This is a genomic window from Heyndrickxia shackletonii, assembly GCF_001420715.1.
GTDB lineage: Bacteria > Bacillota > Bacilli > Bacillales > Bacillaceae_C > Margalitia > Margalitia shackletonii.
Map to the genome: position 1 here is coordinate 1067707 of NZ_LJJC01000004.1, position 24578 is coordinate 1092284.

Below are 24578 nucleotides of genomic sequence, written 5' to 3' on the forward strand. Positions count from 1 at the left end.
CGCTTTTCTTATAATGAAAGATAGGATTTCTGAATAACTTTTATAATTGCACCCATTGTTTGCCCCTTAAAAGCATCAGGGACTGCTTTTCCAGTCGGATTGCTATAATAGTAGCCTCCTACTTTATCGTTAAAAGTGTATCCCAATTGAATTAAATCCTGTTGGAGTTCTTCCGGAAGCTCTATTTTCCCTGTGTGCTCCTTAAAATATTCCGTTGGATACACCCACGCATCAACATCATTATCTCCAGTATGGACAACAAATAAATCTTGCTCATGACGTACCATCCATTGATTTTTTGAAAACAACGATATCCGAGCTTTTTCCAAAGAAGCAATTGCGTCCAAATTGATTCCAAACATCTCATTGATCATTTTGCGGATATCTGCCCCAGTAACGTTAAATTCATGCGCTTCCAAGTATGAATTGATTACCGATAACGAGCTAACAGAACTGCTTGCAGATGAGACTGTCTTAGTTTTTAAATCAAAACCGAAAAGCAGATTTATTATTTTGCAAATTCCTTCACTATCAAGGTTTCCAGCAAATGAATTCACCCACTTATCCATTGCTTCAATCTTTGACAACGATTTTAGTTGAGTATTTAACTCTTCTTCCGATTCTACTCCAAATACTTTTGTAAGTTCCTCTATTAATTCAGAGGAGCACATGTTTAGAATTGTCATTAAAAGATATCTCCAATCATGATGATGTAGTATAAATTAATTATACAATTTGGTAGTAATTTACGGATAGATAATTTTTTGCAGATCTAATCCGGATAACTCATCATTCAGTGTAAATCTGTTATTTTTTTTCACCAAACAAACATCAGTATGTAAATCTATCGAAATCAAACTGAAAACTTCCATTGATAAAATGAAAGTTAGCTATTTTCTACATAAAACATTTAGGAAAAGGGGAGATAGATGATGGATGAACATGTGAAAAAATCATTAGAAGAATGGAAGGAAGAGATTGGGGAGCTTCTACTGAAAATTGATTTAGAATACGAAGAAGTAAAACAGGAGCTGCAGGTATATTCATATAAATTCAGCATAACGAAACAAGTTCTTCAATCCACCGTAAACGGCGATATTCTCCGAAATATCCGTGAATTATACCTTAGCCCCTTCGAACAGAAATTCAATCAATTGAAAGAGATCATTAAGGATCTGGAAGAAAAGAAAAAGGTCTTTCAACTGTTTATTGATAAGATTGATAAGGTGAAGGGGAATGGAGACGATAATGTGAATATAGGTACAAAGGAATATACTTCTGTATAAATATATAATTTCTTAATGGATCAAAAACAGATTACTTCACTTCATTGAAAAATGATATAAGGCTAAAAAAGAGGATTCGCTCATGTGAATCCTCTTTTTCAATATTGTACACTGTGTGTGGACAAAATACTCATTTGTCCACGAGCGGTGCCAGGCACCATTGGTAATACCAGCGGTAATATTAATTTTCAAAAAATTTAAAATGATGATTGACAGTCTACTTGAATTCCATTATTCTATGTTTATAACATATGTAACGGTTATTAACAAATGTTAAAATCAACAGAAAAATTCCACAAAATGTAACATATGTTACAGTTCCTCTAGTGAAGTATTTAAATATTTACTGAAAATGAAAGCGCTTAAAAGATTTGTTGACTTTCTAAAGATCAATAAAAAAGGAGGTGTGCATCATGAAAATCGCTATTATTGCTTGTGCGATACTTGTTGTGCAATATGCGTTTTCACTTATTCAAATTCGTTATTACCGAAGAAGCATTAATAAAATTGTAGGCGGTTACAAGGGGGATGATGGTTTTTACATGTTTTCGGGTATGGAGCGAAATAAGTTCCGACCAGGGGCCATTGCGATTCTAGTTGTTGATAAAGAATATATTGTTCACGAATGTCACATGTTAAAGGGTATTTCCGTTTTATCAAAGTTTAAAGAAATGGAACAGTACAAGGGGCAGCATGTTGGAACTATCTTAAATGATGTAAATGAAAGTTTTCCTGGTAAAGATAAGAGGAAGAAAATCCCTGCCTTCGGGAAAGCCCTTTTAAAAGCTGGGGAAAATGCGATTGTAAATATTTCAAAACAAAATATTTCGGTAGGTTCATAGAAAGGGGTATGTTGAATGGATTGGATTAAATGGTTAGGAGAGCATTTCATCGGAATGTTTGATGCAGGCGGCAAGCAATTCATGGGTCTTGTTACAGGAATCATTCCTACATTAGTGGTACTTTTAACATTTACTTACGCGATTATGAAATTTATCGGGGAGGAGCGAGTAAACCGGGCCATTCAATTCGCATCCAAATATATGCTGCTTCGTTACACCTTAATGCCAATTCTTTCCGTGTTAATTTTAACGAACCCAATGGCATATACATTCGGACGTTTTTTACCTGAAAAACAAAAGCCGGCTTTTTATGATTCTGCCGTTTCTTTTGTTCACCCGGTTACATCCTTTTTTCCATATGCGAATGCAGGTGAATTGTTCGTATATCTTGGGATAGCAAATGGAATTAAGCAAGCAGGGTATTCCATGTCGGAACTAGCAGTTCGTTACTTTATTGTCGGTATTATCGTTATTCTATTACGCGGAATTATTACGGAATTAATCACAAAATATATAGCAAAAAGAATGGAAGCGAAGTCAGAATAAGGAGGGGGAGTAAATATGAGTTATCAAGCTGTTTTTGTTTCGAAAGGTCCAGGTGGATGGGGAGTCGGTCTTCATATTGAACCACAAGGTAAAAAGACAAAAGTTGTTTCTATTACCGGAGGCGGTATCCATCCAGTTGCACAAAAAATTGCTGAGCTTACAGGTGGAGAAGCTATAGATGGTTTCAAGAATGCCGTGCCGGAAGATGAAATGATGTGTGTGGTCATCGACTGCGGTGGTACAGCGAGAATTGGTCTTTATCCAATGAAGCAAATTCCTACCATTGATATTCTCGCATCCTCCCCTTCCGGTCCGCTTGCTAAGCATATTACGGAGGATATATTTGTATCTGGTGTTACGGAAAAACAAGTTACACTTGCTGAAGGTTATACAGAATCAGCAGGAGCTCAAGAGGTTGCAGAATCAAAATATAATGTGAAAGATAAAGAAGCTTTTAAAAAAGAATATGATCAATTGAAAAAAGAAAATCAAAAAAATAAAGATAATTTCCTAACAAAATTCTCGAGAGGAATTGGAAAAGTTACTGGAACTTTTTATCAGGCCGGACGTGATTCGGTTGATATGTTAATTAAAAATATCATTCCGTTCATGGCATTTGTCAGTTTATTAATCGGAATTATCAATTATACTGGTATAGGGAATCTTATTGCACATTCATTATCTCCGCTTGCAGGATCGCTTTGGGGATTACTAATTATCGTTATTGTGTGTACGTTGCCATTTTTATCACCGGTGCTTGGACCTGGTGCCGTCATTGCACAGGTAATTGGGGTGTTAATTGGTAGTCAAATTGCGTTAGGACATATTCCTCCACAGTTTGCCTTACCAGCATTATTTGCAATCAATGGTCAAGTAGGCTGTGACTTTATCCCTGTTGGTTTATCATTAGGAGAAGCTAAACCTGAAACGGTGCAATATGGAGTACCAGCCATTTTATATAGTCGATTAATTACTGGAGTGTTGTCAGTAATTATCGCTTACTTTGCAAGCTTTGGCATGTTTTAAAAATCAAGGAACTATGCGTATGAGCTAACGAAATAGCTCATACGCATAGTTTATTCATCTTTATAAAATAGAAGAAAGGATAAGAATATGGCTCTACAAGAAAATAGAAGAATCCTGATCAAGGTTGCCCAAATGTATTATGAAGAAGGCGCTACCCAATCAGAAATTGCAGAAAAAATAGGGGTAAGCCGTTCTCTTATTTCTAAATATCTTACAACGGCGAGGGAATTAGGAATTGTAGAGATTACGATTCATGATGAACATGACCCGCAATATCGCAGATTAGAGAGGAAAATTGAAAGATTATATGGTTTAAGGGAAGTAGTATGTATTGATAGTGTTGGATTGGAATCCTCCAAAAAACAGCTTGGGGAAGCAGCAGCACATTATTTATTAAGAATGATTAAGGATGGCCAAATCATTGGGATTTCTTCGGGAACAACCTTACATGAAATGGCTAAAGCCTTAAATTCTCCACAGCCATTCCCATCGGTTACAATCGTACCTTTAGTAGGAGGAGTTGGAAATGAAAGAGTGGATATCCATGCGAATTATTTAGTTGCGAAAATGGGCGACTCCCTGCAAGCAAACTATAAACTTCTTCACGTTCCTGTAATGGTCGATTCAAAGGAGGCAAAGGATGTCTTAATACGACAGCCATCGATTCGAAAAATACTTGAACTGGCTGAAGAATCCAGTATTGCAGTGGTAGGAATTGGTGGTAGTCCGGAACATTCCACAATGGTGAAATCTTACCTTGGCTCTAATCATCAAGAAATTACTCAAGACGGAGGAATTGTCGGGGATATTTGTTATAACTTTATCAATAAATTTGGAAAATCTGTGCCAAATTCTTGGAATGAACGTGTGATTGCAATCGAGCTTGAGGCATTGAAAAAAATCCCACTTGTAATTGGAGTCGCTTCAGGCTTAGAAAAAGTAAATGCCATAAAAGCAGCATTAGAAGGTAATTTAATTCATGTGTTAGTAACAGACGAAGCAACTGGTCAAGCTTTAGTTGGATAATAATAAAAAAGCTGCAAACTAGTCTTTGCAGCTTTTTACTAGTTCTTAATAACTAAAACGATTACAGAGCAGAATTTTTAGAAAGTTCCATCTTGACAGCCCTTACATTTGTGATTAAACTGAACGTATATTAACAAATGACACAAGTTGTGACAAATGATAATATTAATTGATTTTTGCCACACTATCTATCGTTTGTTATTTTCTAAATTAATTTCTTCAATGTATTAAGAAATAGATTTGTAGCGGGAAAATGGGTGAGGAGGATTAGCAAATGTCAATTTATCAACAGCTTTTACAACGTGAAAAGGAAAATAACCCAATTAAGGTCGGGGTTATAGGTGCAGGGCAAATGGGATTTGGAATGATTGCACAAATTTCAAGAATCCCTGGAATGTGTGTAACCGGGATATGCGATATGAATCTTGAAGCTGCGGAAAGAGCGCAAAATTTCTATAACACGCAGGCTTCTAGAAAAGAAATCATGGTTGTTACAACCGACTATCGAAAAGTAATTCAATCCGAAAATGTAGAGGTTATTGTGGATGCGACAGGTGTACCGGAAGTCGGAGCGAATATTTCTCTTGAAGCATTAAGGTCGAAGAAACATCTTGTGCTATTAAATGTTGAAGTCGATATAACGATCGGATCTATTATGCATCAGTTCTTCACCAATGCTGGTTTAGTTTATACAGGTTCTGCCGGTGATGAGCCTGCTGCTACGCTAGAATTATATGAATTTGCTAAAACAATGGGGATGGAAGTTTTAGTTGCTGGCAAGGGGAAAAATAATCCATTTATTCCAACCTCAAATCCGGATATTTGTGCTGCAGAAGCTAAACAAAAGCATATGAGTGCCCATATGTTAGCCGCGTTCCAAGATGGAACTAAAACGATGGCGGAAATGAATCTTTTAAGTAATGCAACAGGATTAGTTCCAGATAAAGTGGGGATGCACGGGGTAGAAGCCACTATTGAAACAGTTGCTGACAAATTGAACCTTATTGAAAACGGCGGTGTTCTAGAAAACTTCGGAGTAGTGGAATATGTGAAAGGTTTAGCTCCGGGTGTATTTGTGATTGTAAAATCCGATTTAGAGCCTGTAGATGAAGAGCTTCGTTATTTGAAGGTTGGAAAAGGGCCACACTATGTAATCTATCGCCCATACCATCTAGCAAGCTTGGAAACACCTATTACGATTGCCAAAGCCGTTCTTCAACACGATTCTTCTATACAGCCCCTGGGAGCTCCAATTTCGGAAACGGTTGCTGTTGCAAAACGCGATATCAAGTCGGGTGAAAAAGTGGATGGCATTGGCGGATATTCCGTACGTGGTGTCTTGGAAACTAATGCTGACATGAAGAGTAATGGACATATTCCAATTGGATTAATTAGCGGGAATATTATTGCGAAGAAGGATATTAAACTTGGACAGTTTTTAACCCTTGATGATGTAGATTTAGATACATCGACGACTGTTTGGAAATTAAGAGCACTTCAGGATCAGCTGTTTCCATCATCTATTTCGAAAAGTAGTCATCTTGTAAGACTGTAAACCAATAAAGTATTCAGTGAAAAACTCGAGTGGGCGGGCAGTTTCGTGCTGTTTTTTCGAAATCATCAAACTGGTAAGAAAAGAATATACCAGCCTATTTTTTTATGAAAAATGTTTTCATGTTTGGAGGTAAAAAACAATGACACAATCAACTGTACAAGAAATTGGTGTATTAGTTCCAACTTTCCAGGAGGATAAAATTGTGATTTTATTTGGACCAAGTGCACCCGCAGAATTACGGGAAATTTCCGTAATTCATGAATTTAACGAACTTTGTGAAGAACCACTAAGAGTAGGCGGAACGTTTTATTTTGATAATGAAGCTTTTACGATTACAGCGGTAGGGTCCCTTGCTAACAAAAATTTTAAAGAGTTAGGGCATATCTCTATCTATTTTCAAGAACCTGAAGGGGAAGTTCTTCCCGGATCAATATTTGCAAGTCCATTCCGTTTTCCAACTATTAAAGAAGGAACGGTTATTTCATTTAAATAATGTCGACCATGAGAAGTTTTTAAAATCATTTAATGATTTTAAAAGCTTTTAATTTTGGACAGAAAGTATCAAAAAAAGCAAAGTACAGTCTTTTTCAATCAATATTATGAAATTATCGAAAAATTAGCACCAATACCTTGACGAATTTCTAAAATGGTATTACTATATTTACAAATGTAACTGTATTGAACAAATGTAAAAGGAGGATGTAACATGATGTTAAGCACGGTTAAAACACCGCCTCATATTACAAATGATAAGTTAGTGGATTTATATAAGGAAATGTGGCTAATCCGTTATTTTGATGAAAAAGTCGACCAATTTTTTGCCAAAGGAATGATTCATGGTACCACCCACTTATGTGTAGGTCAGGAAGCTTCCGCTGCTGGTGCCATTGCTGCACTTAAAGAGATCGACAAAATCACAAGTACACACCGAGGGCATGGCCATTGCATTTCCAAAGGGGCTGACGCTGGCCGCATGATGGCAGAGCTCTTTGGAAAAGAAACAGGTTATTGTAAAGGAAAAGGTGGCTCAATGCACATAGCAGATGTTGATAAAGGAAACCTTGGAGCGAATGGAATAGTAGGCGGCGGAATTCCGCTTGCTGTTGGGGCCGCACTTACATCCAAAATGAAGAATAAAGGCTATGTCGTTCTTTGCTATTTTGGTGATGGGGCAAGCAATGAAGGTAGCTTCCATGAAGCTCTTAATCTAGCATCTATTTGGAAGTTGCCGGTTGTTTTCCTTTGCGAGAACAATCAGTACGGGATGAGCGGCTCTGTTAAGGAAATGACGAACATCGAAAATATTGCGGATCGTGCAAGCAGTTATGGAATTCCGGGAAAAGTCGTGGATGGAACAGATATGATCGAAATTATGAATACAGTTTATGAAGCAGTTGAAAATGCACGTCAAGGAAACGGTCCATCCCTAATTGAAGCAAAAACATATCGCTGGAAAGGCCATTCAAAAAGTGATGCGAAGAAATACCGTACACGAGAAGAAGAAGCAGAATGGAGAGAAAAGGATGCAATTAAGAAATATAAAGAACTTTTAATCCAAGAAGGATTGCTGACAGAAGAAAAAGCAGCCGAGCTTCAAGAACAGGCAAAACAAGATATTGAAGATGCTGTCAGATTTGCAGAAAATAGCCCAGAACCATCCATTGATTCTTTATTAGAAGACGTTTACGCATAAGGGGGAGCCATTGGCAATGAGAGAAATCACTTATTTAGAAGCAGTCAGAGAAGCGATGAGCCAGGAGATGAGGAAAAATGAAGATGTTTTTATTCTTGGTGAAGACATCGGTGTATATGGGGGAGCTTTTGGGGTAACTCGCGGAATGATTGAAGAGTTTGGTCCAGAACGAGTACGGAATACACCTATTTCAGAAGCAGCAATTGCCGGGGGAGCAGTGGGTGCAGCTTTAACTGGGATGAGACCGATCTTGGAGCTGCAGTTTTCCGATTTTATCACGATTGCAATGGATAACCTTGTCAACCAAGCTGCGAAGCTTCGTTATATGTACGGCGGAAAAGGAAAGGTGCCAATGGTGCTTAGAACACCGGCAGGTTCTGGTACTGGAGCGGCAGCACAGCATTCCCAAAGCTTAGAAGCTTGGGTAGCCCATATTCCGGGGTTAAAAGTAGTGCAGCCTTCTAACGCATATGATGCAAAAGGACTGTTAAAGGCTGCTATGGATGATGATAATCCAGTCATTTTTTATGAACATAAACTGCTTTATAAAACAAAGGGAGATGTACCAGAAGAACAGTATTCCATCCCATTAGGAAAAGCGGATATTAAGCGTCAAGGCAAGGATGTAACAATTGTTGCCACTTCCATCATGGTTCATAAAGCACTGGAAGCAGCTGCAGTTCTAGAAAGTGAAGGAATTGATGTGGAGGTAGTTGATCCACGAACGCTTGTCCCGCTCGATGAAGAAACCATTATTGAATCAGTGAAAAAAACCGGCCGAGTAATTGTTGTCCATGAAGCTGTAAAAAGAGGCGGGTTTGGAGGAGAAATTGCAAGTGTCATTGCCGAAAGTGAGGCATTCGATTACCTAGATGCGCCGATTAAACGCCTTGGCGGTCTGCCTATTCCCATTCCATATAATCCTAACCTTGAAAAAGCAGCAGTACCTCAAGTGGAAGACATCATTGCAGCAGTCAAAGAAACGGTACGATTTATATAAGGAGGGAGTATCATGGCAAAAGAAATATTCATGCCAAAGCTTAGCAGTACGATGGAAGTAGGAACCCTCCTTCAATGGTTTAAGGAAGAGGGAGATCCGGTCTCTATGGGTGATCCGCTTTTTGAAATAATGACGGACAAAATAAATATTGAAGTAGAGTCATACGAGGACGGGTTCTTATTAAAAAAATATTTTCAAGTAGACGATGAAATTCCAGTTAATCAGGTCATTGGGTATATTGGCGAAAAAAATGAACAGGTACCAAATGAATCTCCTGGTATTTCAACAGGCGATTCAACAGGGACAGAAATATCAACGGAGCCTCCAAATAAACCGCAAAACGAAGGGCAAGAACAAGGACAAAAGATTCGGGCAACACCTGCAGCAAGACGGATAGCGAGAGAAAATTATATGGAACTTTCTCTTGTAACAGGCAGCGGACCGAATGGCAGAATACAAGAAAAGGATGTTCAGCAATTACTTTTACATGATAAAAGCAAAGTAAAAATAACACCGCTTGCTAAGAAAATAGTCGGATCGAATCAGTTAGAAATCGATTCCGTTAAAGGAACAGGCATCAACGAGAAAATTGTGAAGGACGATGTTACACCATTAATTGCTGGCCGAAAAGAACAGTCGCAACCAGCTTCTAGAAAACGTAAACGGTTATCCGGAATCCGTAAAGTAATTGGGGATCGCATGCAACAGAGTGTCAACACTGCCCCACATGTTACGTTAACAAGCGAGATCGATATGTCCAAAGTAAAAGAACTGCGAACTCAGCTGTTGCCAATCATTGAAAAACAAACTGGATATCGTTTATCTTTTACGGAAGTAATTGTGAAGGCAGTTGGACTTGTTCTTTCAAGACATGAATCTGTAAATGCTTCTCTAATTAATGATGAAATTGTTTATAACGAAGAGGTCAATATTGGTTTGGCTGTAGCGGTAGAAGATGGATTATTGGTTCCTGTCTTAAAAAATGTGAATTTAAAAGGGCTGGCAGCTATCACAACGGAAGCAAAAGAAATTGGGTCACAAGCAAGGGAGTCTAAATTACAGCCTCATCAAATGAAGGGTTCGACCTTCACTATCAGCAACTTAGGAATGTATGCAATTGATGCGTTTACACCGATTATTAATCTACCAGAAACAGCGATTCTTGGTGTTGGCAGAATCCAAGATAAACCGGTTGTCATTAACCAAGCAATTGAGATCCGTCCAATGATGACGATAAGCTTGTCCTTTGATCATCGCGTCATCGATGGAGCTCCAGCAGCAGCATTTTTAACGGAGCTTAAACGAGTCCTAGAAAACCCATTTGAATTACTAGTTTAAGAGAAAAGTGTAAGCTTCTTGCATTTCATAAATAGTAGTTTGTTAACTGATAGGCAACGAAGCTATAAAAAGAGGTGAAAACATGAACAAAACATATGACATTGTAGTGATTGGTGGTGGTCCCGGGGGATATGTTTCTGCCATTCAAGGTGCTGAAAATGGAAAAAAAGTTGCCGTTATCGAAGCAAACTTCTTAGGAGGAACCTGCCTGAATCGCGGCTGTATTCCTTCTAAAACATTATTAAAACATGCTGAAATCATAGAATCCATTGAAAAAGCTAAAAGCTGGGGAATTGAAACTGGGAAGCTCTCCTTCTCACTGGAAAAAATGAAGAGACGAAAAGATGATGTAATCCAGAGATTAAGGAATGGGATTGCCTTTTTAATGAAAAAAGGAAAAATTGATGTGTATGAAGGATTTGGGATGCTGGAGGAAGGGAATCAAATAAAGATTTTACAAGAAGAAAAGGAAGAGTGGATTCAGGCACACAATGTGATTATTGCAACAGGATCTACACCAGTTGTTCCACCTATTCCCGGATTAGATGACGTTCATTTTGATACAAGCGATACTATTTTCGACCTTTCACATATCCCGGAATCTATTACGATCATCGGCGGTGGCGTAATCGGAGTTGAATTTGCCTGTATCTTCTCCAGTTTAAAATCACTAGTAACCATAGTCGAAATGTCCGATCGATTAATACCAAGTGAAGATCCCGAAGCATCTAAGCTCCTTGAAAAAGTTTTAAAGAAAAAAGGTGTCCAAGTTTTGGTGAGCACAAAAGTTGAGAAAGTAAACAAGACTGGAAACGGAACATCCATTGTTTGCACCGATAACTCGGGAAAAGAACGAACGGTCGAAACCGAGTCCTTGCTAATCAGTGTCGGACGAAGACCGAATCTTTCTGCTGTCTCCAATAGACCACTAGATATGAATGGACCATATATAAAGGTAAATAACAAAATGGAAACGAATGTACAAAATGTATACGCCGTAGGTGATGTAATAGGAGGCTATCAGCTTGCCCATGTAGCAAGTGCAGAAGGCATTGTTGCTGCAAATAATGCTTCGGGAACTGCAGACCAAATTGATTACAAAGTTGTTCCAAGATGTATTTATACTTTACCTGAAATCGCCAGTGTCGGCATGACCGAAGCGAAGGCAATTCAAAAAGGTTTATCCGTAAGGTCGGAAAAATTTGACCTCATTGGAAACGGAAAAGCTTTAGCACTTGGCGAAACGGAAGGATTCACCAAATTAGTCTATGAAGAAAAATATGGAGAAATCATTGGTGTCACCATGGTTGGACCGCATGTAACGGAAATAATTTCTGAAGCTTCTGCCTTTATGTTCTTAGAAGGTACCATTGAGGAAGCAGCAAAAATGATTCACCCACATCCAACCGTTACAGAAACGTTTTTCGAGGCAGCATTGAGGGTAAGGAATGAGCAAAATAAGAGCATACAGCAGCAATTATAGAAAGCTATCTTTTAACAGTGCTAGAACAGTCATGAAGTTGTTCTAGCACTATTTTTTTGTGGAAAAGAAGGTAGGATAACAAGGACTTTTATGATAATTATATCAGCATTTAAACAATTAAATCTGGAAAATTATCTCAGTCCAATCTTGAACAAAAATGAAAGGTATAGTGGGAAAAAAGTTGGGATGAAAACGGTTACAAAACTGTCAGAATACCAACTATAATCAGAATATAAGGAGGTCTCATTTATGTTCCTTGATGATCGAAGCGTCAATTTGCTACATGAATTGATTAGAAATCCTCAAATAAAAAATAAGGAACTGGAAAATAAATTTCATTTAAGCAGAAGACAAATTACCTATTCCTTGGAAAAGATAAATCAGTGGTTATCGACAAATCAACTATGCCCTATTACCAAAAGTAAAAATGGATTTTTTATTATTGATAAAAAAGTATTTGAGCATTTTTCAGAAGGGGAGTCGGAAAATCGTCCTATTGAAGAATATTTACCAACAGAAAGGGAAAGAGCAATTTTAATTATTTTATATTTATTAGGCAAGAAAGAACCGATTTCTCTTTTTCATATTATTCATCTTCTTAATATAAGCCGAAATACCGGGATTAGTGATATTAAAATAGCAGAGGAGGTGGTTAAGAACTATTCACTTTCTATTATGTATACCCGACAAGATGGTTATGAAATTGTTGGAGATGAAATACAAATTCGAAGGCTTTTAATAGAAGTGGTAAAATCCGTCTTGAATTTTTATAAAGGCCATAGATATTTCGAGAAAATTTTACAGATGGACATTACGGAAATGAAAGAAAAGATTAAGTCTATCGAGAAATCACTGAATATTCATTTAACAGATGAAAGTTACGAAAGTCTTCCTTATATAATAGAGATTATTTTTCAGAGAATTGAACAAGGAAAACTCTTACATGCCAAGTTTAATATCGATTTAGAGGAACTTGCTGACACTGAAGAATATGTTGCATCTGAGATGTTATTAAAAGAGGAACAGGATTTGCCGTTCACAGAGAGAATCTGGTTAACGTTACAGCTGTTAACTTCAAATGTGAGGTCCGCCGACCTTTTAACCGATGAAAGAATAAAAGATTTACAATCCGTTATTAGACGGATGTTAGAGCTTTTCGAACAGAGATCCTGTATTTTCATAGCGGACAAGGAAGAAATCGTTGGGAAACTAATGCTTCATATGCGCCCGGCTTATTACAGGATAAAGTATCATTTAACATTAAAAAATCACTTTCCTGAAAAAATATTAGAAGAGTATCAAGAATTAAATGAAACGGTGGCAGCTTCTATTTCTCCACTTGAGGATTTAATTGGTGAGAAACTGCCTCCAAGTGAAATAGCTTTTATTACGATGTTTATTGCGGGGCAACTTATTAAACAAGGGGAACAATTGAATAAAAAGAAACGGGCATTGGTAGTTTGTACAAACGGGTTGACGATTTCCAAAATCATGATGCATACCCTTAGTGAATTATTTCCAGAGTTTTGCTTTGCGGAAAGTCTTTCTTTAAGGCAGTTTCAAAGTTACAGACAGGAATATGATATTGTTTTTAGCACTATTCCCGTTCAAACAGAGAAGCCTATGTTTTTAGTAAATCCTTTAATGACAGTATACGAAAAAGAATCTTTAAGAAAACAGGTTATTAATAAGATTGATAAACAAAGCTATTCTAATATCCATATTAATAGATTAGTGGATACCATTAAAGAGCACGCCATTGTAACGAATGAGGTTGCTTTATTAGCCTCCCTATCAAGGCTGTTTCAAATGGCACATGGAAAAAATAACAAGGAATTAATAAAAAATGTAAATTATGATTTAAAACAATTTTTGCCTAGTGAATTTATTCAAATGAAGGAGAGAGTGAATAACTGGCAGGAAGGAATTAGCGTTGCATGTCAGCCTTTACTGGAAAGAAATATTGTTAAATCATCTTATGTAAGAACTTTAATTGAAGAAAATGATCATCAACATCTCTATAGCTTTTTAGGGAAAAGAATGGCCATTCCCCATGCAGCTCCTGAAAAAGGAGTAATGGCAGATGCATTCGCCATGCTTATTTTAAAGGAACCCATTCCTTTTAAAAACGGACACAAGGTATCCATTATTACACCATTAGCAATATTTAATCAAAACCGCCATTTAAAGGCTCTTTCTCAGCTAGCAGAGCTTGCGGAAGATGAAAAAAGAATTTCAAGAATACTAAAAGCGCGGGATGTGTCCGAGGTCTGGTTGATGATAAATGGAGCATGCTAGGAGGAAGTAAAATGTTCTTTGATAAAAAAATTACCTTTTTTGATCTAGTAGTGAATAACCGAGATGAAGTTTTAAAAAAAATGGCTGACAAATTATATGAGGCAGAACTGGTGGATGCATCCTTTTATAACGGAATTCTAAATAGGGAAGAAGTTTTTCCAACAGGACTTTCCGCGGTTCCATGCGGAATAGCCATTCCTCATACAGATGCTGATAAAGTAATTATACCGCAAATTGCTTTTGCGTCTTTAAGAAAACCTGTCAAATTTAAACAAATGGGAAATCAGGCAGAAGATGTAGAGGTCTCCTTAATATTTATGCTTGCTTTAAAAAAGGCGGAGGAACAAATTAGTATGCTGCAAAAATTAATGGATATATTCCAAGATCAAGCATTACTTTCAGAATTTACATGCTGTAAAACACAGGAAGAGTTTGAGGTCTTATTAAGTAGAGTGGGCCTTGAATAATGTTCAATTCTGCTTACCTTTTTGGAGGAGAATACGAAATAAAGCTTAGCACTATTTAATTATTATACTTATTAAAACTAGGAGGGAAAAAGTATGTCAGTCTTACAATGGTTTGTAGACCTTGGTGCTAGTGTTATGCTGCCAATCTTGTTATTCATATTTGGAATTATATTAGGAACAAAACCTGGCAAAGCATTTAAAGCGGGATTAACAGTAGGAATTGGATTTGTTGGTTTAAATCTTGTTATTGGGTTATTGACGAGCAGTTTAGGACCAGCGGCAAAGGCAATGGTGGATCATTTTGGATTTAAACTGGGAACCATCGATGTTGGTTGGCCAGCTGCAGCTGCAATATCCTATGGTACGGCATTAGGAAGTTTAGCGATTCCATTAGGCATTGGAATCAATGTTGTTCTTCTTATTACAGGTCTTACAAGAACATTGGATGTTGATATTTGGGATTATTGGCATTGTGCTTTTACTGGCTCACTTGTCTATGCATTAACAGGAAACTTTGCGCTAGGATTATACACGATTGCTGTTCATTTAATCGTGATCTTCTTCCTTGGCGACTTAATTGCAAAGGATATTAGTAAGTTTTATGGGTTCCGGAATATTACTTTTCCACACGGTGCATCCGCGCCATCTTATCTGGTTGCAAAGCCGTTAAACTGGGTATTTGATAGAATCCCAGGATTTAATAAATTGGAAGCAAATCCTGAAACTATCCAAAAGAGAATTGGAATATTCGGTGATTCTACAGTTATGGGTGTTTTAATTGGTATCATAATCGGAATATTAGCGGGTTACAATGTGAAGGAAGTTTTACAGCTGGCTGTTCAGACTGGAGCAGTTATGATGTTAATGCCAAGAATGGTGTCATTACTAATGGAAGGGCTTTCTCCAATTTCGGAAGCAGCCAGTGAGTTTGTAAGAAAAAGAATGCCTGGGCGTGACTTGTACATTGGTATGGATAGCGCATTGTCAGTTGGTCACCCAGCAGTCTTATCCGCTTCGTTAATTATTGTCCCTATTACTTTATTTTTAGCTGTTATTTTACCTGGCAACAAAGTATTGCCATTTGGTGATTTAGCCACCATTCCTTTCCTAGTTTGTTTAATGACTCCAGTGTTTAGAGGAAATATTATTCGAACCGTTGTTGCCGGAACGATTTATATGGCAATTGGTTTATTAATAGCATCCTGGGCTGCTCCGCTAATTACCCATTCTGCTTTAGCTGCCAAATTTGACATGGGCGGGAATACCAGTATTTCTGCTTTAGTCGATGGTGCAGTGTGGACGACATTTATTTTTGTCGGATTAGCAAAGGTAATCAGTTGGTTAGGTATTACCATCATTGGCGCGGTAGCTGTTGGAGGATTGGTTTACATGAATAAAATCAAGCCAAGACGCGCTGCAAAGCTAGAGAATAGTAACAGTGCAAAAATGGGGTGAAGTCCCATATCATCGCTATCAAAGATGAAAGGAGAGGGTCCATATGTTAGAGGATTTAAAACAATTGGTTTGCAGGGCAAACAAATCTTTAAAAGAATTAAATCTCGTAAAATGGACGAGTGGAAATGTAAGCTTTCGAGATAGTAAAACTAATTTAGTCATAATAAAACCAAGTGGGGTCCATTTCAATCAATTAAAACCCGACGACATGGTTGTGGTAGATCTAGATGGTAATGTAATAGAAGGTCATTTGAAACCATCCGTTGATACAGCCAGCCATTTATACGTGTATCGAAATCGAAATGATATTCATAGTATTGTGCATACCCATTCCCCGTTCGCAACTAGTTTTGCAATTCGCGGCTTGGATATTCCTTCCTATACGACAACAGCAGCTAATATATTTAAAGATTATGTCCCATGCTCTGATTTTGCCGCTATAGGAGAAGAAGAAATAGGGAAGCAAATTATTGATTATATTGATTTATCGCCTGCTGTACTGCTTCGTAACCATGGAGTATTCACAGTGGGAAAAGATGTAGAAGATGCACTTAAGGCTGCGGTTATATTAGAAGAAACGGCAGAATACGCCCATTATGCTACATTGCATGATCCAGACCTGCTTCCTCTAAGAAAGGAAATTATTGAACAATGTAACTATTTTTATAAGACATCATATGGGCAAACAGAAAAGAAAGATCAAATTATTTGATAAAGGGTGAAGATAATGAAAAAATTATTGATTATGTGTGGAACAGGTATTGCAACATCAACGGTTGTAACAGGCAAGGTAAAAACATGGTTAGCGGAAAATGGCCTGGAAAATCAAGTACAGCTTTATCAATCGAAAATAAGTGAGGAACTAAGTCGAATTAATGACTATGATATTGTAGTTTCTACCACTCTTGTTCCGGATAATATTAAGGACAAAGTCATCGATGGTGTTCCTTTGTTAACGGGAATTGGAAAAGAAGAGATGTTTGAAAAAATTAAAGAACAAATTCTTGCGTAAGGATTAAATGGCTTGCAGTCACTTGTTATAGGTGTCTGCAGGCTTTTTACCATTATTGGAAGGGTTAATATCATGGCTCCATCATTTTATCGAAATGATTTTTATTATTGTTATAATAGTAAGAGATAAACTTATGAGGTGAAGCCATGCTAAGCTGGGAAGAAAGAAGACAATTAGTGAAAACAGCAAATTTATATTATATAGAAGGAATGACACAGGAGCAAATTGCCAAAAAAGTAGGTGTGTCGCGACCTGTCATTTCAAAACAATTACAAAAGGCAAAGGAATATGGAATTGTTGAGGTTTTTATTAAAGATGAAAGTTTACATACAGTAGAAATTGAAAAATGGTTGGAAGACAAATTTCAATTAAAGGATGTCATCGTGGTTCCGACTGCAGGAGGATCACCGGATATAAGCAAAAAAGCAGTGGGGCAAGCAGCGGCAAATTATGTGTCAAAAAAGCTAAAGAATGTTGAAAAAATAGGGATTAGCTGGGGAACGACATTAGCTGCTTTCGTTCAGGAATATCCTTATGAAAGAAATGAAAAAATTAAAATAATACCGCTTGTCGGAGGTATGGGAAGCAAGCAAGTGGATATCCATGCCAACCAGCTAGCTTATGAACTAGCGAAAAAAATGCATTCCTCTTGTTCTTATTTATATGTTCCTGCAGTGATTGAATCGGAGGAATTGAAGGAACGATTAGTGAACATGAATGATGTCAGATCCGTACTAGAAGAGGGAAGAACTGTGGACATCGCTCTTGTAGGAATCGGGAATCCATATCAGCCTAATTCGATTCTTAAGGAAGTTGGATATCTAAAAGAAAAAGATATAAAAGAATTCCGTGAAGCAGGAGCGGTTGGAGATATCTCTTCACGTTTTATAGATCTAAATGGAAACCCAATTGAACATAACATAAATGAAAAGGTCATTGGAATAACGCTAGAGGAAATTAAAAAAATTAATCTTGTAATTGGTGTAGTGGAGGGAGTAGGCAAAAAAGATAGTATTTTAGGGGCTCTAAACGGAAATTACTTAGACGTCCTGATCATTGATGAGCCAACCGCTACTGCGGTTTTAAATTTATGAAATTTTTCTGAATTGCCATTTTACTTATGGAAATCATACAAAAAATTGTGTATAATATAATAATTACAAATGTCACTTCTTATTACAAATGAAATACAGGTTGAAATAATTTCCTGTTTTACTGATATAATAAGTATATTCCTATTAATGTGTAGAATATCATTACTTGTTATTTTGAGGAGTGAAGACGATGAAAGAAACGGAAATGAAGGCAAGCCTCTTTTGTTTACAATGTAATGACGATACACCGCACTCCATTATTTATATTAACGATGAGATCACCAGTGTTCGTTGTGAGGAATGCCAACATACAGTTAGCATACAAGTCGATATTATGAAAGAATTCTACAAAGAAATATACGAACGAGTTTTTACAAAGCCATCACGAATTACTCAAGAATATAGGCAAGATCTAAGTCATTTTCTATCAAGATTGCCTTTTCGTGTAGCAAGCAAACCATATCGACTAATGCGTGACCTCAACGAATCACGAAAACTTATCCAGCAATATCGCAATAAAAAAAAGAGTGTATAGGATGTTAAGCACCATAAATGGACAATTTTTATAGGTTGTAATGATGGAAAGGGACAGAGCGAAATTACCACTGTCCTTTTTATATGGACAAAAGATATAACTGTCGGACGGGTGGTGCCTGACACCAAAGATAGTGTATTTATGTCAAAACCAATCAAAATTAAAGAAGGTAATTCAAATGTGCCATGCACTTTTGAATTACCTTTTTTATGATGTATTAATCCATAAAATAGGTCGTTGCAATATCTTTAATTTCCTCAGGATCCAATATAACTTGATCATTATTATTTTTAAGTACATCATCATACATTTTTTTATTTTCCCCATGTAGCTGGTGATAATGAATGGATTCTAAGTCTATATTTTTTACTGCTAATCCTAAACTAACCATATCAGAAGTAGTCATATTTGTGGCAATCAAAAAGTCTGAGATTGAATTGATTAAGGATGGCAAATGGGTAATCTTGTTGGGATTTAATGCGGATTTTGCAATTCCAACTAATGTTGCTTGCTGTAATTGTTGTCTTCCATATTCCCCGTTTTTTAATGAATGTCTCTCATGAACGAGCTCCGTTACCATTTTTCCATCAAAAGTATGGGTTCCAGCCTTAATAACCTTATTTTTATTTTCTTTGTACCATGGATGTGTCAGCGTCACATCAAACGGTACTGTTACGTCCACGTCTCCAACTGCATCTACCATAGATTTAAATCCCCAATAATTGGTTTCAACATAATAATTAATTGGTATCCCAGTGAGCTTGCCAATTGCATCTACAGTCGCTTGAACACCCTCTTTTTGCCCTTTTGTTGCTTGAATAATATATTGAACACTTGTAAGCTTTGTATAGCCATATCCATCTAAATAGACCCTTGTATCGCGAGGTATGCTCAAGGTTTGGTACTCATGTTTCTTTAAATCAACATGTACGATTATCATGGAATCAGTATGACCAATCTTTTCGTCTTTTCTTTGGTCTGAACCTAGAAGCAATATATTTAGGACGGAGTCGCTTAATTTATTTTCATCAGTACTATTGGAGGATGTATTGCCAGGAGTTATGACAGGTGCTGTTTTAAAATGTTTAGCAGGTTGTAATTGATAGTATGAAAAACCACCAATTGTTAACAGTAAAACAAAAATAACTAGAAGGGTATAAATTATAATTCTGCGCTTCTTTTTCTTGGTGCTGACGTTCTTCTTCTCTCTACTTTCCATATTTCCTCCTGGTTATTTTTTAAATAGTCGCAATTTTAACCATGAGGATATTTTACTATTAATTTCAAAACCTTTCAACTAAAACATCTTTATATCAAAGTGAATAACAATTGGTGGAATATTATGAAAAAAGTTCGAAACAGCTAAATTTATGGGAAATAAATATTAGTAAAAGAATTATTTATATTCATGCGGAAAAAAGGTATGGTAAAAAATATAAATAAAAGCGGCCACTACATCTAGGATAAAAATGGAATTCAGTAGTTCCATAATCTCACTCCCGAATGATTTATTGGGGTTACACAAGGGGAACGGTATTCTTTTTTTAGTTTTTCCATTTTAAATTTTTTCATACCACACTTTTAGTATCTTTATTTTATGTTAAGTTAAAATAAATGTCATGTAAATAATTTGTAAAATTAAAAACATAAGCAAAAGCGCCTTGCTCAACGGCGTACGGATTTCATAGTTATCGAAGAGATCAACGGATACACAGCGAGGGTATTTCACCTGATTCCTCGCAAGAAGTGGCATAGAAATCCGCTTGCCAATATTCTGCTTGAGCTAGACAGATATTTTATTTAATAAAAAATAACGTTGATTTACAAAAAAAGCCTGCCGAAATGTTTCGGCAGGTTATTCTTTGTTACGTATTATTTTAGAAATATCCGTTGAAGATTAAAAGTTATACACTGGAACTTCAAATAATAATGTGTAAATGGTTAATTGATTATACAGATTTGCTAGTGTAGTAGTTTGTTTTACAGCCCAGCCTACATCTGTTGCATATTGATGATTTGCGTACCCTTTAAGTACCATTCCTGCTGGGTTCCAACGCATTTTGTATAATGTATCTTGTCCATTATGAATATAATTATCGGAGACAAATTGCGCCCCTTCAATAATGGCTTTATCCACAGTGGTCCAACCGTGGTCATATGCATATTGCGCCCCGTTTTGGGTAGCATTGCCATCGGTGGCACCGATACCATACATGTTGTAAACTGTTACTCCGTTAATTTTTACACCTGTTGCCAATTGACTTGTACCATTTCCAGTCTCTAATAAGGAGTGACTGATTAAATATAATTCGTTAATATTGTATGTCTTGGCTGCTGTGATAAAAGCTTGGCCATGACCATCTAGTATACCTTTTCCCTTTAAGATATTATTATTTAATTCAGATGCAGAGGTACCTGCATAACTAGACAATAGAAGGAATTGATAATATTCACTGGAATTTTGCGCAAAATTGTTCGGATTTAAATAATAGGATACTTGATCGATAGTTGCGTTAACTTTTCCAGCACCGTCAGCTTTAGGACTTGCATTCATTTGCATTGTAACAGCGTCATTAAAGGAAAGATTATAATTTGTTTCCTTTTGAATGCTTACATCGCCATTTTTGATATATCCAGTAGTCGCGACGCCATTCACATACACCGTACATTCAAACCAGTTTGATGTAAAGGTTCTATAGCTTAAAATAGTATATTTACTATAGCTTTTTAATACTTTAGAACTTGTTGAAGCTTTTGAATATATTTTTGTAACGTCTTTTTGTGCTATGCCTCGCATATTTTGCTGCGGTGATACCACATTATCTACGTTACTTGCTTTGATATATCCCGTCACTTTGTTTCCTTTAATAATAACAGTGCATTCATACCAATCGGAAGTAAATGTTAGATATTGTAAAACAGTACCTTGATCATAGGTTTTCAAAACTTTCGCACTTGTAGATGCACTCGAGTAAATGTTTGTTGGACTTGATAGGCCAACCCCTTTAAGCGATTGCTGTGAGTCCACAATATTTTCCACATCATTTTTGCTGATATATCCTGTGACCGCTTTTCCGTTAACATAAACGGTACACTCATACCAATCAGCAGTGAAAGTTTTATATTTTAATATAGTTCCTTGTGCATAGGTTTTGACCGTCTTAGAATTAACAGATGCTTTTGAATAAATATTTGTAGGAGCCTTCAGGCCAATACCCCGAAATGATTTTTGTTCATCGGTTACGTTTTCGACATCCTCAGCTTTTATGTATCCATGTGTAGCAACACCGTTTATAACAACCGTACACTCATACCAATCAATTGTATTTTGATTGTATTGCAGTGTTTTCCCTTGTGCATAGCTTTTCAACACAGTAGAATCAAGGGATGGTGCCGAATAGACATTTGTAGGGCTTTGAAGTGCAGTACCAATCAGGACATATTCAGAATCATCCGTTGTTTCTACATCACTGGCATAGATATAACCTGTTGTAGGTTCACCATTAAGAATGACGGTACATTGATACCATTGCGGAATAGGAGCTTCATATTTTAATAGTGTTCCTTGTGCATAGCTCTTTAATACATTAGAATTCGTGTCTTGAACTTGGTAAACATTCGTTGGATTTTTTAATCCAATACCTTGTAATGATTGGTACCTAACATCTAAGTCAGATTTTGCGGCAAGAGGTTTTAAGGTTTTTGTTTGATCAGTACTTTTTGTTGTTTCTTTGGAATTAGTCTCGGATGTTAAAGTATTTGAAGAAACCTTATTCTCTTTTTGTGCAACAGTATCAGTACTGGAAGAATCCTTATTCTCTTTTTGTACAGCTGTATCAGTATTAGAAGAATCTTTACTTTCTCCTTGTACAGTTGTGTCTGTTGATTTTTCATCTTTTGTTTTCGTTGTTGATTGTGATGGATCTGCCAGATTCGTATTTAAAATATATCCAGTCCATACTTCTTGAGTTTTAGGATCAACATAAGTGACATGAGTATATTCAGATCCTTTATCCAGGATTGTAACCGTAGATAGTGTAGGAATTTGTGTTATTACTTCACTATTTGGGGCATTTTCCTTTAACAACTCAACGGTATCTTTCCCATCAGCCGCAATAACGTTTGTATTCATCTTATCGATTTGTTGTGCTGCCAAATCTGATGCCGCTTTACTAGAAAGCGGAGAAACGGCAAATAACAACATTAGGGCTACCAAAAAACTACCGATTTTTCGTGCTTTTTTTCTGTTTTCCCCCAATTTTTTCATTCACTCCTTATTTTTTCTATGTAAACGTTCAAAAATATTTTACCATATCCCTATTTTTTATATAAATACTAATATTCTAGTTTTATAGGAATAGTTAAATATACCCATAGAAAATTGTTGAATTGTGTCGAAAAAATGTCATTTTGTAAATAATTTATGAGCATAACAAACACAGTTCGTCGAGTTTCGAGTAGGTTTTTTTCTTATGGAGACTTTTTGAATGGAAAAGAAAGTATGAAAAATTATTTCATCGATGAGGTCTCTGTCTAGTGCATTTTAAAATTGTAAAACAGTGAGGGAAGGAATGTATCTGCCTGCATTGTGCACACTACTAGGAAAAAAGCATTATTGTGCAAATTTTTGAAGTATATTGGAATGATAACGAATTCGATTGCAAAACCTATAAACCAGGCCAATACAAGAAAGTGACTTGAAGGGATTGATAAACCTATGAATGTAAAATTCACCAGTAAAATTATCATCGCATTGGCTCTTATTTTATTTCAAACTTTTTCCCTTCGTCATTTTCACGTAAATGCAGCATCCATTCAACGACCGATTGTCCATCTTCGCATACTTGAGACAACAGATGTTCACGGAAACATTTTAAACTATGATTATCAGAAGGGGACCTATGTAAATCATTTTGGGTTAGCCAGGACGGCAACCTTAATTAAGAAAGCGAGACAGGATTCGTTAAATACACTTCTATTTGATAATGGTGATTTACTTCAAGGAAATGAATTAATGGACTATGCAGCAATGAAAATGACATTGGATATGGATATCCATCCGATGATGAAAGTAATGAATACACTTGGCTACGATGCAGCGACATTAGGTAATCACGATTTCCATTATGGATTACCTTTTTTAAATAAAGCCATTCAAGGAGCAAATTTCCCATATGTAAATGCTAATATGTATTTACATACGGATTTTGACACCTTTCATCTATTCAATCCGTACGTAATATTAAATAAAGAAGTAGTAGATGTAAATGGAATGAGTCATCCATTAAAGGTAGGAGTGATTGGATTTATTACTCCATATGTAATGAAATGGGAGAAGCAGGCGCTAACGGATAATATATGTGTCGATGATATTGTTGCAAGCGCAGAAAAATATATTCCAATCCTTAAAAAACAAGGTGCCGATATTATCATCGCTCTTGCGCATACAGGTATTTCCTTACTTGCAGATCCATATCAAGAAGAACAAAATGCGATTCTTCCTTTAAGTCGTGTAAAAGGAATCGATGCAATTCTGTTTGGACATACACATGTAACTTTTCCCGATCTCTCTAAATTTAAAGGGATACCGGGAATTGATAATGTGAAAGGAACAATTAATGGGGTGCCAGCAGTCCAAGCTGGAAGTTGGGGAAGTTATTTGGGGGTTATTGATCTTATTCTTGAAAGAAAAAATGAAAGGTGGAATATCCTTTCATCTCAATCAAAAGCGGTTCCTATATTTATCAAGAAAAATAATCATAAAAAGGCAGCAGTTTATTCTGATCCAATAATAAAGGAATCCGTTCAAGACATTCATCAAAAAACCATTGAATATATGAAAAAGTAGGGGAGTATCGAAATATTCGTGTTAGACACGTTATATTTAAAAACGGCAAAGGTTACGAAAAGAACCTATATAAA

22 protein-coding genes are annotated in these 24578 nt (G+C 36.5%); 19 read left to right on the top strand and 3 right to left on the bottom strand.

Going from position 1 to position 24578, the window contains the following annotated elements; all coding sequences use genetic code 11:
• Nucleotides 1-8 precede the first annotated feature (8 nt).
• Nucleotides 9-686, bottom strand: coding sequence for a hypothetical protein (locus tag AN964_RS05080; protein ID WP_235950516.1), 678 nt, complete (start codon nucleotides 684-686; stop codon nucleotides 9-11).
• A 246-nt stretch (nucleotides 687-932) separates the two neighbouring features.
• Here AN964_RS05080 and AN964_RS05085 point away from each other — a divergent pair, with 246 nt between their 5' ends.
• The 18 genes from AN964_RS05085 (at nucleotide 933) to AN964_RS05170 (ending at nucleotide 18656) form a co-directional block, all read left to right on the top strand.
• Nucleotides 933-1286, top strand: coding sequence for a hypothetical protein (locus AN964_RS05085; protein WP_055738660.1), 354 nt, complete (start codon nucleotides 933-935; stop codon nucleotides 1284-1286).
• A gap of 413 nt (nucleotides 1287-1699) precedes the next feature.
• Nucleotides 1700-2128, top strand: a complete 429-nt coding sequence (locus AN964_RS05090) for a transcriptional regulator GutM (protein WP_205603387.1) — start codon at nucleotides 1700-1702, stop codon at nucleotides 2126-2128.
• A 15-nt stretch (nucleotides 2129-2143) separates the two neighbouring features.
• On the top strand, nucleotides 2144-2674 hold the full coding sequence (gene srlA / locus AN964_RS05095) for a PTS glucitol/sorbitol transporter subunit IIC (protein WP_055738661.1): 531 nt from the start codon (nucleotides 2144-2146) through the stop codon (nucleotides 2672-2674).
• 15 nt (nucleotides 2675-2689) lie between these two features.
• A complete protein-coding gene (srlE, locus tag AN964_RS05100; protein ID WP_055738662.1) occupies nucleotides 2690-3700 on the top strand; it encodes a PTS glucitol/sorbitol transporter subunit IIB in 1011 nt (336 codons plus the stop codon).
• A gap of 87 nt (nucleotides 3701-3787) precedes the next feature.
• Nucleotides 3788-4726 (top strand): sugar-binding transcriptional regulator, encoded by a 939-nt coding sequence (locus AN964_RS05105; protein WP_055738663.1) that lies wholly within the window; start codon nucleotides 3788-3790, stop codon nucleotides 4724-4726.
• 274 nt (nucleotides 4727-5000) lie between these two features.
• Nucleotides 5001-6281, top strand: a complete 1281-nt coding sequence (locus AN964_RS05110; RefSeq protein WP_055738664.1) for an NAD(P)H-dependent oxidoreductase — start codon at nucleotides 5001-5003, stop codon at nucleotides 6279-6281.
• A gap of 139 nt (nucleotides 6282-6420) precedes the next feature.
• Entirely contained in the window at nucleotides 6421-6774 is a 354-nt protein-coding gene (locus tag AN964_RS05115) for a PTS glucitol/sorbitol transporter subunit IIA (RefSeq protein ID WP_055738665.1), read from the top strand.
• Nucleotides 6775-6990: 216 nt separating this feature from the next.
• A complete protein-coding gene (pdhA, locus tag AN964_RS05120) occupies nucleotides 6991-7974 on the top strand; it encodes a pyruvate dehydrogenase (acetyl-transferring) E1 component subunit alpha (protein ID WP_055741147.1) in 984 nt (327 codons plus the stop codon).
• A 16-nt stretch (nucleotides 7975-7990) separates the two neighbouring features.
• A complete protein-coding gene (locus tag AN964_RS05125; protein ID WP_055738666.1) occupies nucleotides 7991-8974 on the top strand; it encodes an alpha-ketoacid dehydrogenase subunit beta in 984 nt (327 codons plus the stop codon).
• Between the two features lie 12 nt (nucleotides 8975-8986).
• Nucleotides 8987-10312 (top strand): dihydrolipoamide acetyltransferase family protein, encoded by a 1326-nt coding sequence (locus tag AN964_RS05130; protein ID WP_055738667.1) that lies wholly within the window; start codon nucleotides 8987-8989, stop codon nucleotides 10310-10312.
• An 82-nt stretch (nucleotides 10313-10394) separates the two neighbouring features.
• Nucleotides 10395-11795, top strand: a complete 1401-nt coding sequence (lpdA, locus tag AN964_RS05135; protein WP_055738668.1) for a dihydrolipoyl dehydrogenase — start codon at nucleotides 10395-10397, stop codon at nucleotides 11793-11795.
• 249 nt (nucleotides 11796-12044) lie between these two features.
• Nucleotides 12045-14093 carry a BglG family transcription antiterminator gene (locus tag AN964_RS05140; RefSeq protein WP_055738669.1) on the top strand — a complete coding sequence of 683 codons (2049 nt, stop codon included), beginning with the start codon at nucleotides 12045-12047 and terminating at the stop codon, nucleotides 14091-14093.
• Between the two features lie 11 nt (nucleotides 14094-14104).
• Nucleotides 14105-14560 carry a PTS sugar transporter subunit IIA gene (locus AN964_RS05145; protein WP_055738670.1) on the top strand — a complete coding sequence of 152 codons (456 nt, stop codon included), beginning with the start codon at nucleotides 14105-14107 and terminating at the stop codon, nucleotides 14558-14560.
• 93 nt (nucleotides 14561-14653) lie between these two features.
• Nucleotides 14654-16015, top strand: coding sequence for a PTS galactitol transporter subunit IIC (locus AN964_RS05150; RefSeq protein ID WP_055738671.1), 1362 nt, complete (start codon nucleotides 14654-14656; stop codon nucleotides 16013-16015).
• Between the two features lie 43 nt (nucleotides 16016-16058).
• Complete coding sequence (locus tag AN964_RS05155; protein ID WP_055738672.1) at nucleotides 16059-16727, top strand: L-ribulose-5-phosphate 4-epimerase; 669 nt, start codon at nucleotides 16059-16061, stop codon at nucleotides 16725-16727.
• A 15-nt stretch (nucleotides 16728-16742) separates the two neighbouring features.
• On the top strand, nucleotides 16743-17027 hold the full coding sequence (locus AN964_RS05160; RefSeq protein WP_055738673.1) for a PTS sugar transporter subunit IIB: 285 nt from the start codon (nucleotides 16743-16745) through the stop codon (nucleotides 17025-17027).
• Between the two features lie 146 nt (nucleotides 17028-17173).
• Nucleotides 17174-18121: a sugar-binding transcriptional regulator gene (locus AN964_RS05165; RefSeq protein WP_055738674.1), complete on the top strand. Its 948-nt coding sequence runs from the start codon at nucleotides 17174-17176 to the stop codon at nucleotides 18119-18121.
• Nucleotides 18122-18311: 190 nt separating this feature from the next.
• The gene (locus AN964_RS05170) at nucleotides 18312-18656 is read left to right on the top strand and encodes a hypothetical protein (RefSeq protein ID WP_055738675.1); all 345 of its coding nucleotides are present in this window, start codon (nucleotides 18312-18314) and stop codon (nucleotides 18654-18656) included.
• Nucleotides 18657-18873: 217 nt separating this feature from the next.
• Here the strand turns inward: AN964_RS05170 and AN964_RS05175 are convergent, their stop codons facing one another.
• Entirely contained in the window at nucleotides 18874-19875 is a 1002-nt protein-coding gene (locus AN964_RS05175) for an LCP family protein (RefSeq protein ID WP_055738676.1), read from the bottom strand.
• A 678-nt stretch (nucleotides 19876-20553) separates the two neighbouring features.
• Nucleotides 20554-22923 (bottom strand): glucosaminidase domain-containing protein, encoded by a 2370-nt coding sequence (locus tag AN964_RS05180; RefSeq protein WP_055738677.1) that lies wholly within the window; start codon nucleotides 22921-22923, stop codon nucleotides 20554-20556.
• A 450-nt stretch (nucleotides 22924-23373) separates the two neighbouring features.
• Between AN964_RS05180 and AN964_RS05185 the strand changes: the two genes are divergently transcribed.
• The gene (locus AN964_RS05185; RefSeq protein ID WP_055738678.1) at nucleotides 23374-24504 is read left to right on the top strand and encodes a metallophosphoesterase; all 1131 of its coding nucleotides are present in this window, start codon (nucleotides 23374-23376) and stop codon (nucleotides 24502-24504) included.
• Nucleotides 24505-24578: the final 74 nt, after the last annotated feature.

Coding starts and splice junctions, on each gene's coding strand:
- lpdA (WP_055738668.1), top strand. CDS start 10,395: ATGAACAAAACATATGACATTGTAGTGATTGGTGGTGGTCCCGGGGGA.
- pdhA (WP_055741147.1), top strand. CDS start 6,991: ATGTTAAGCACGGTTAAAACACCGCCTCATATTACAAATGATAAGTTA.
- AN964_RS05155 (WP_055738672.1), top strand. CDS start 16,059: ATGTTAGAGGATTTAAAACAATTGGTTTGCAGGGCAAACAAATCTTTA.
- AN964_RS05175 (WP_055738676.1), bottom strand. CDS start 19,875: ATGGAAAGTAGAGAGAAGAAGAACGTCAGCACCAAGAAAAAGAAGCGC.
- AN964_RS05080 (WP_235950516.1), bottom strand. CDS start 686: ATGACAATTCTAAACATGTGCTCCTCTGAATTAATAGAGGAACTTACA.
- AN964_RS05170 (WP_055738675.1), top strand. CDS start 18,312: ATGAAAGAAACGGAAATGAAGGCAAGCCTCTTTTGTTTACAATGTAAT.
- AN964_RS05160 (WP_055738673.1), top strand. CDS start 16,743: ATGAAAAAATTATTGATTATGTGTGGAACAGGTATTGCAACATCAACG.
- srlA (WP_055738661.1), top strand. CDS start 2,144: ATGGATTGGATTAAATGGTTAGGAGAGCATTTCATCGGAATGTTTGAT.
- AN964_RS05180 (WP_055738677.1), bottom strand. CDS start 22,923: ATGAAAAAATTGGGGGAAAACAGAAAAAAAGCACGAAAAATCGGTAGT.
- AN964_RS05150 (WP_055738671.1), top strand. CDS start 14,654: ATGTCAGTCTTACAATGGTTTGTAGACCTTGGTGCTAGTGTTATGCTG.
- AN964_RS05085 (WP_055738660.1), top strand. CDS start 933: ATGGATGAACATGTGAAAAAATCATTAGAAGAATGGAAGGAAGAGATT.
- AN964_RS05145 (WP_055738670.1), top strand. CDS start 14,105: ATGTTCTTTGATAAAAAAATTACCTTTTTTGATCTAGTAGTGAATAAC.
- srlE (WP_055738662.1), top strand. CDS start 2,690: ATGAGTTATCAAGCTGTTTTTGTTTCGAAAGGTCCAGGTGGATGGGGA.
- AN964_RS05090 (WP_205603387.1), top strand. CDS start 1,700: ATGAAAATCGCTATTATTGCTTGTGCGATACTTGTTGTGCAATATGCG.
- AN964_RS05185 (WP_055738678.1), top strand. CDS start 23,374: ATGAATGTAAAATTCACCAGTAAAATTATCATCGCATTGGCTCTTATT.
- AN964_RS05125 (WP_055738666.1), top strand. CDS start 7,991: ATGAGAGAAATCACTTATTTAGAAGCAGTCAGAGAAGCGATGAGCCAG.
- AN964_RS05140 (WP_055738669.1), top strand. CDS start 12,045: ATGTTCCTTGATGATCGAAGCGTCAATTTGCTACATGAATTGATTAGA.
- AN964_RS05130 (WP_055738667.1), top strand. CDS start 8,987: ATGGCAAAAGAAATATTCATGCCAAAGCTTAGCAGTACGATGGAAGTA.
- AN964_RS05115 (WP_055738665.1), top strand. CDS start 6,421: ATGACACAATCAACTGTACAAGAAATTGGTGTATTAGTTCCAACTTTC.
- AN964_RS05110 (WP_055738664.1), top strand. CDS start 5,001: ATGTCAATTTATCAACAGCTTTTACAACGTGAAAAGGAAAATAACCCA.
- AN964_RS05165 (WP_055738674.1), top strand. CDS start 17,174: ATGCTAAGCTGGGAAGAAAGAAGACAATTAGTGAAAACAGCAAATTTA.
- AN964_RS05105 (WP_055738663.1), top strand. CDS start 3,788: ATGGCTCTACAAGAAAATAGAAGAATCCTGATCAAGGTTGCCCAAATG.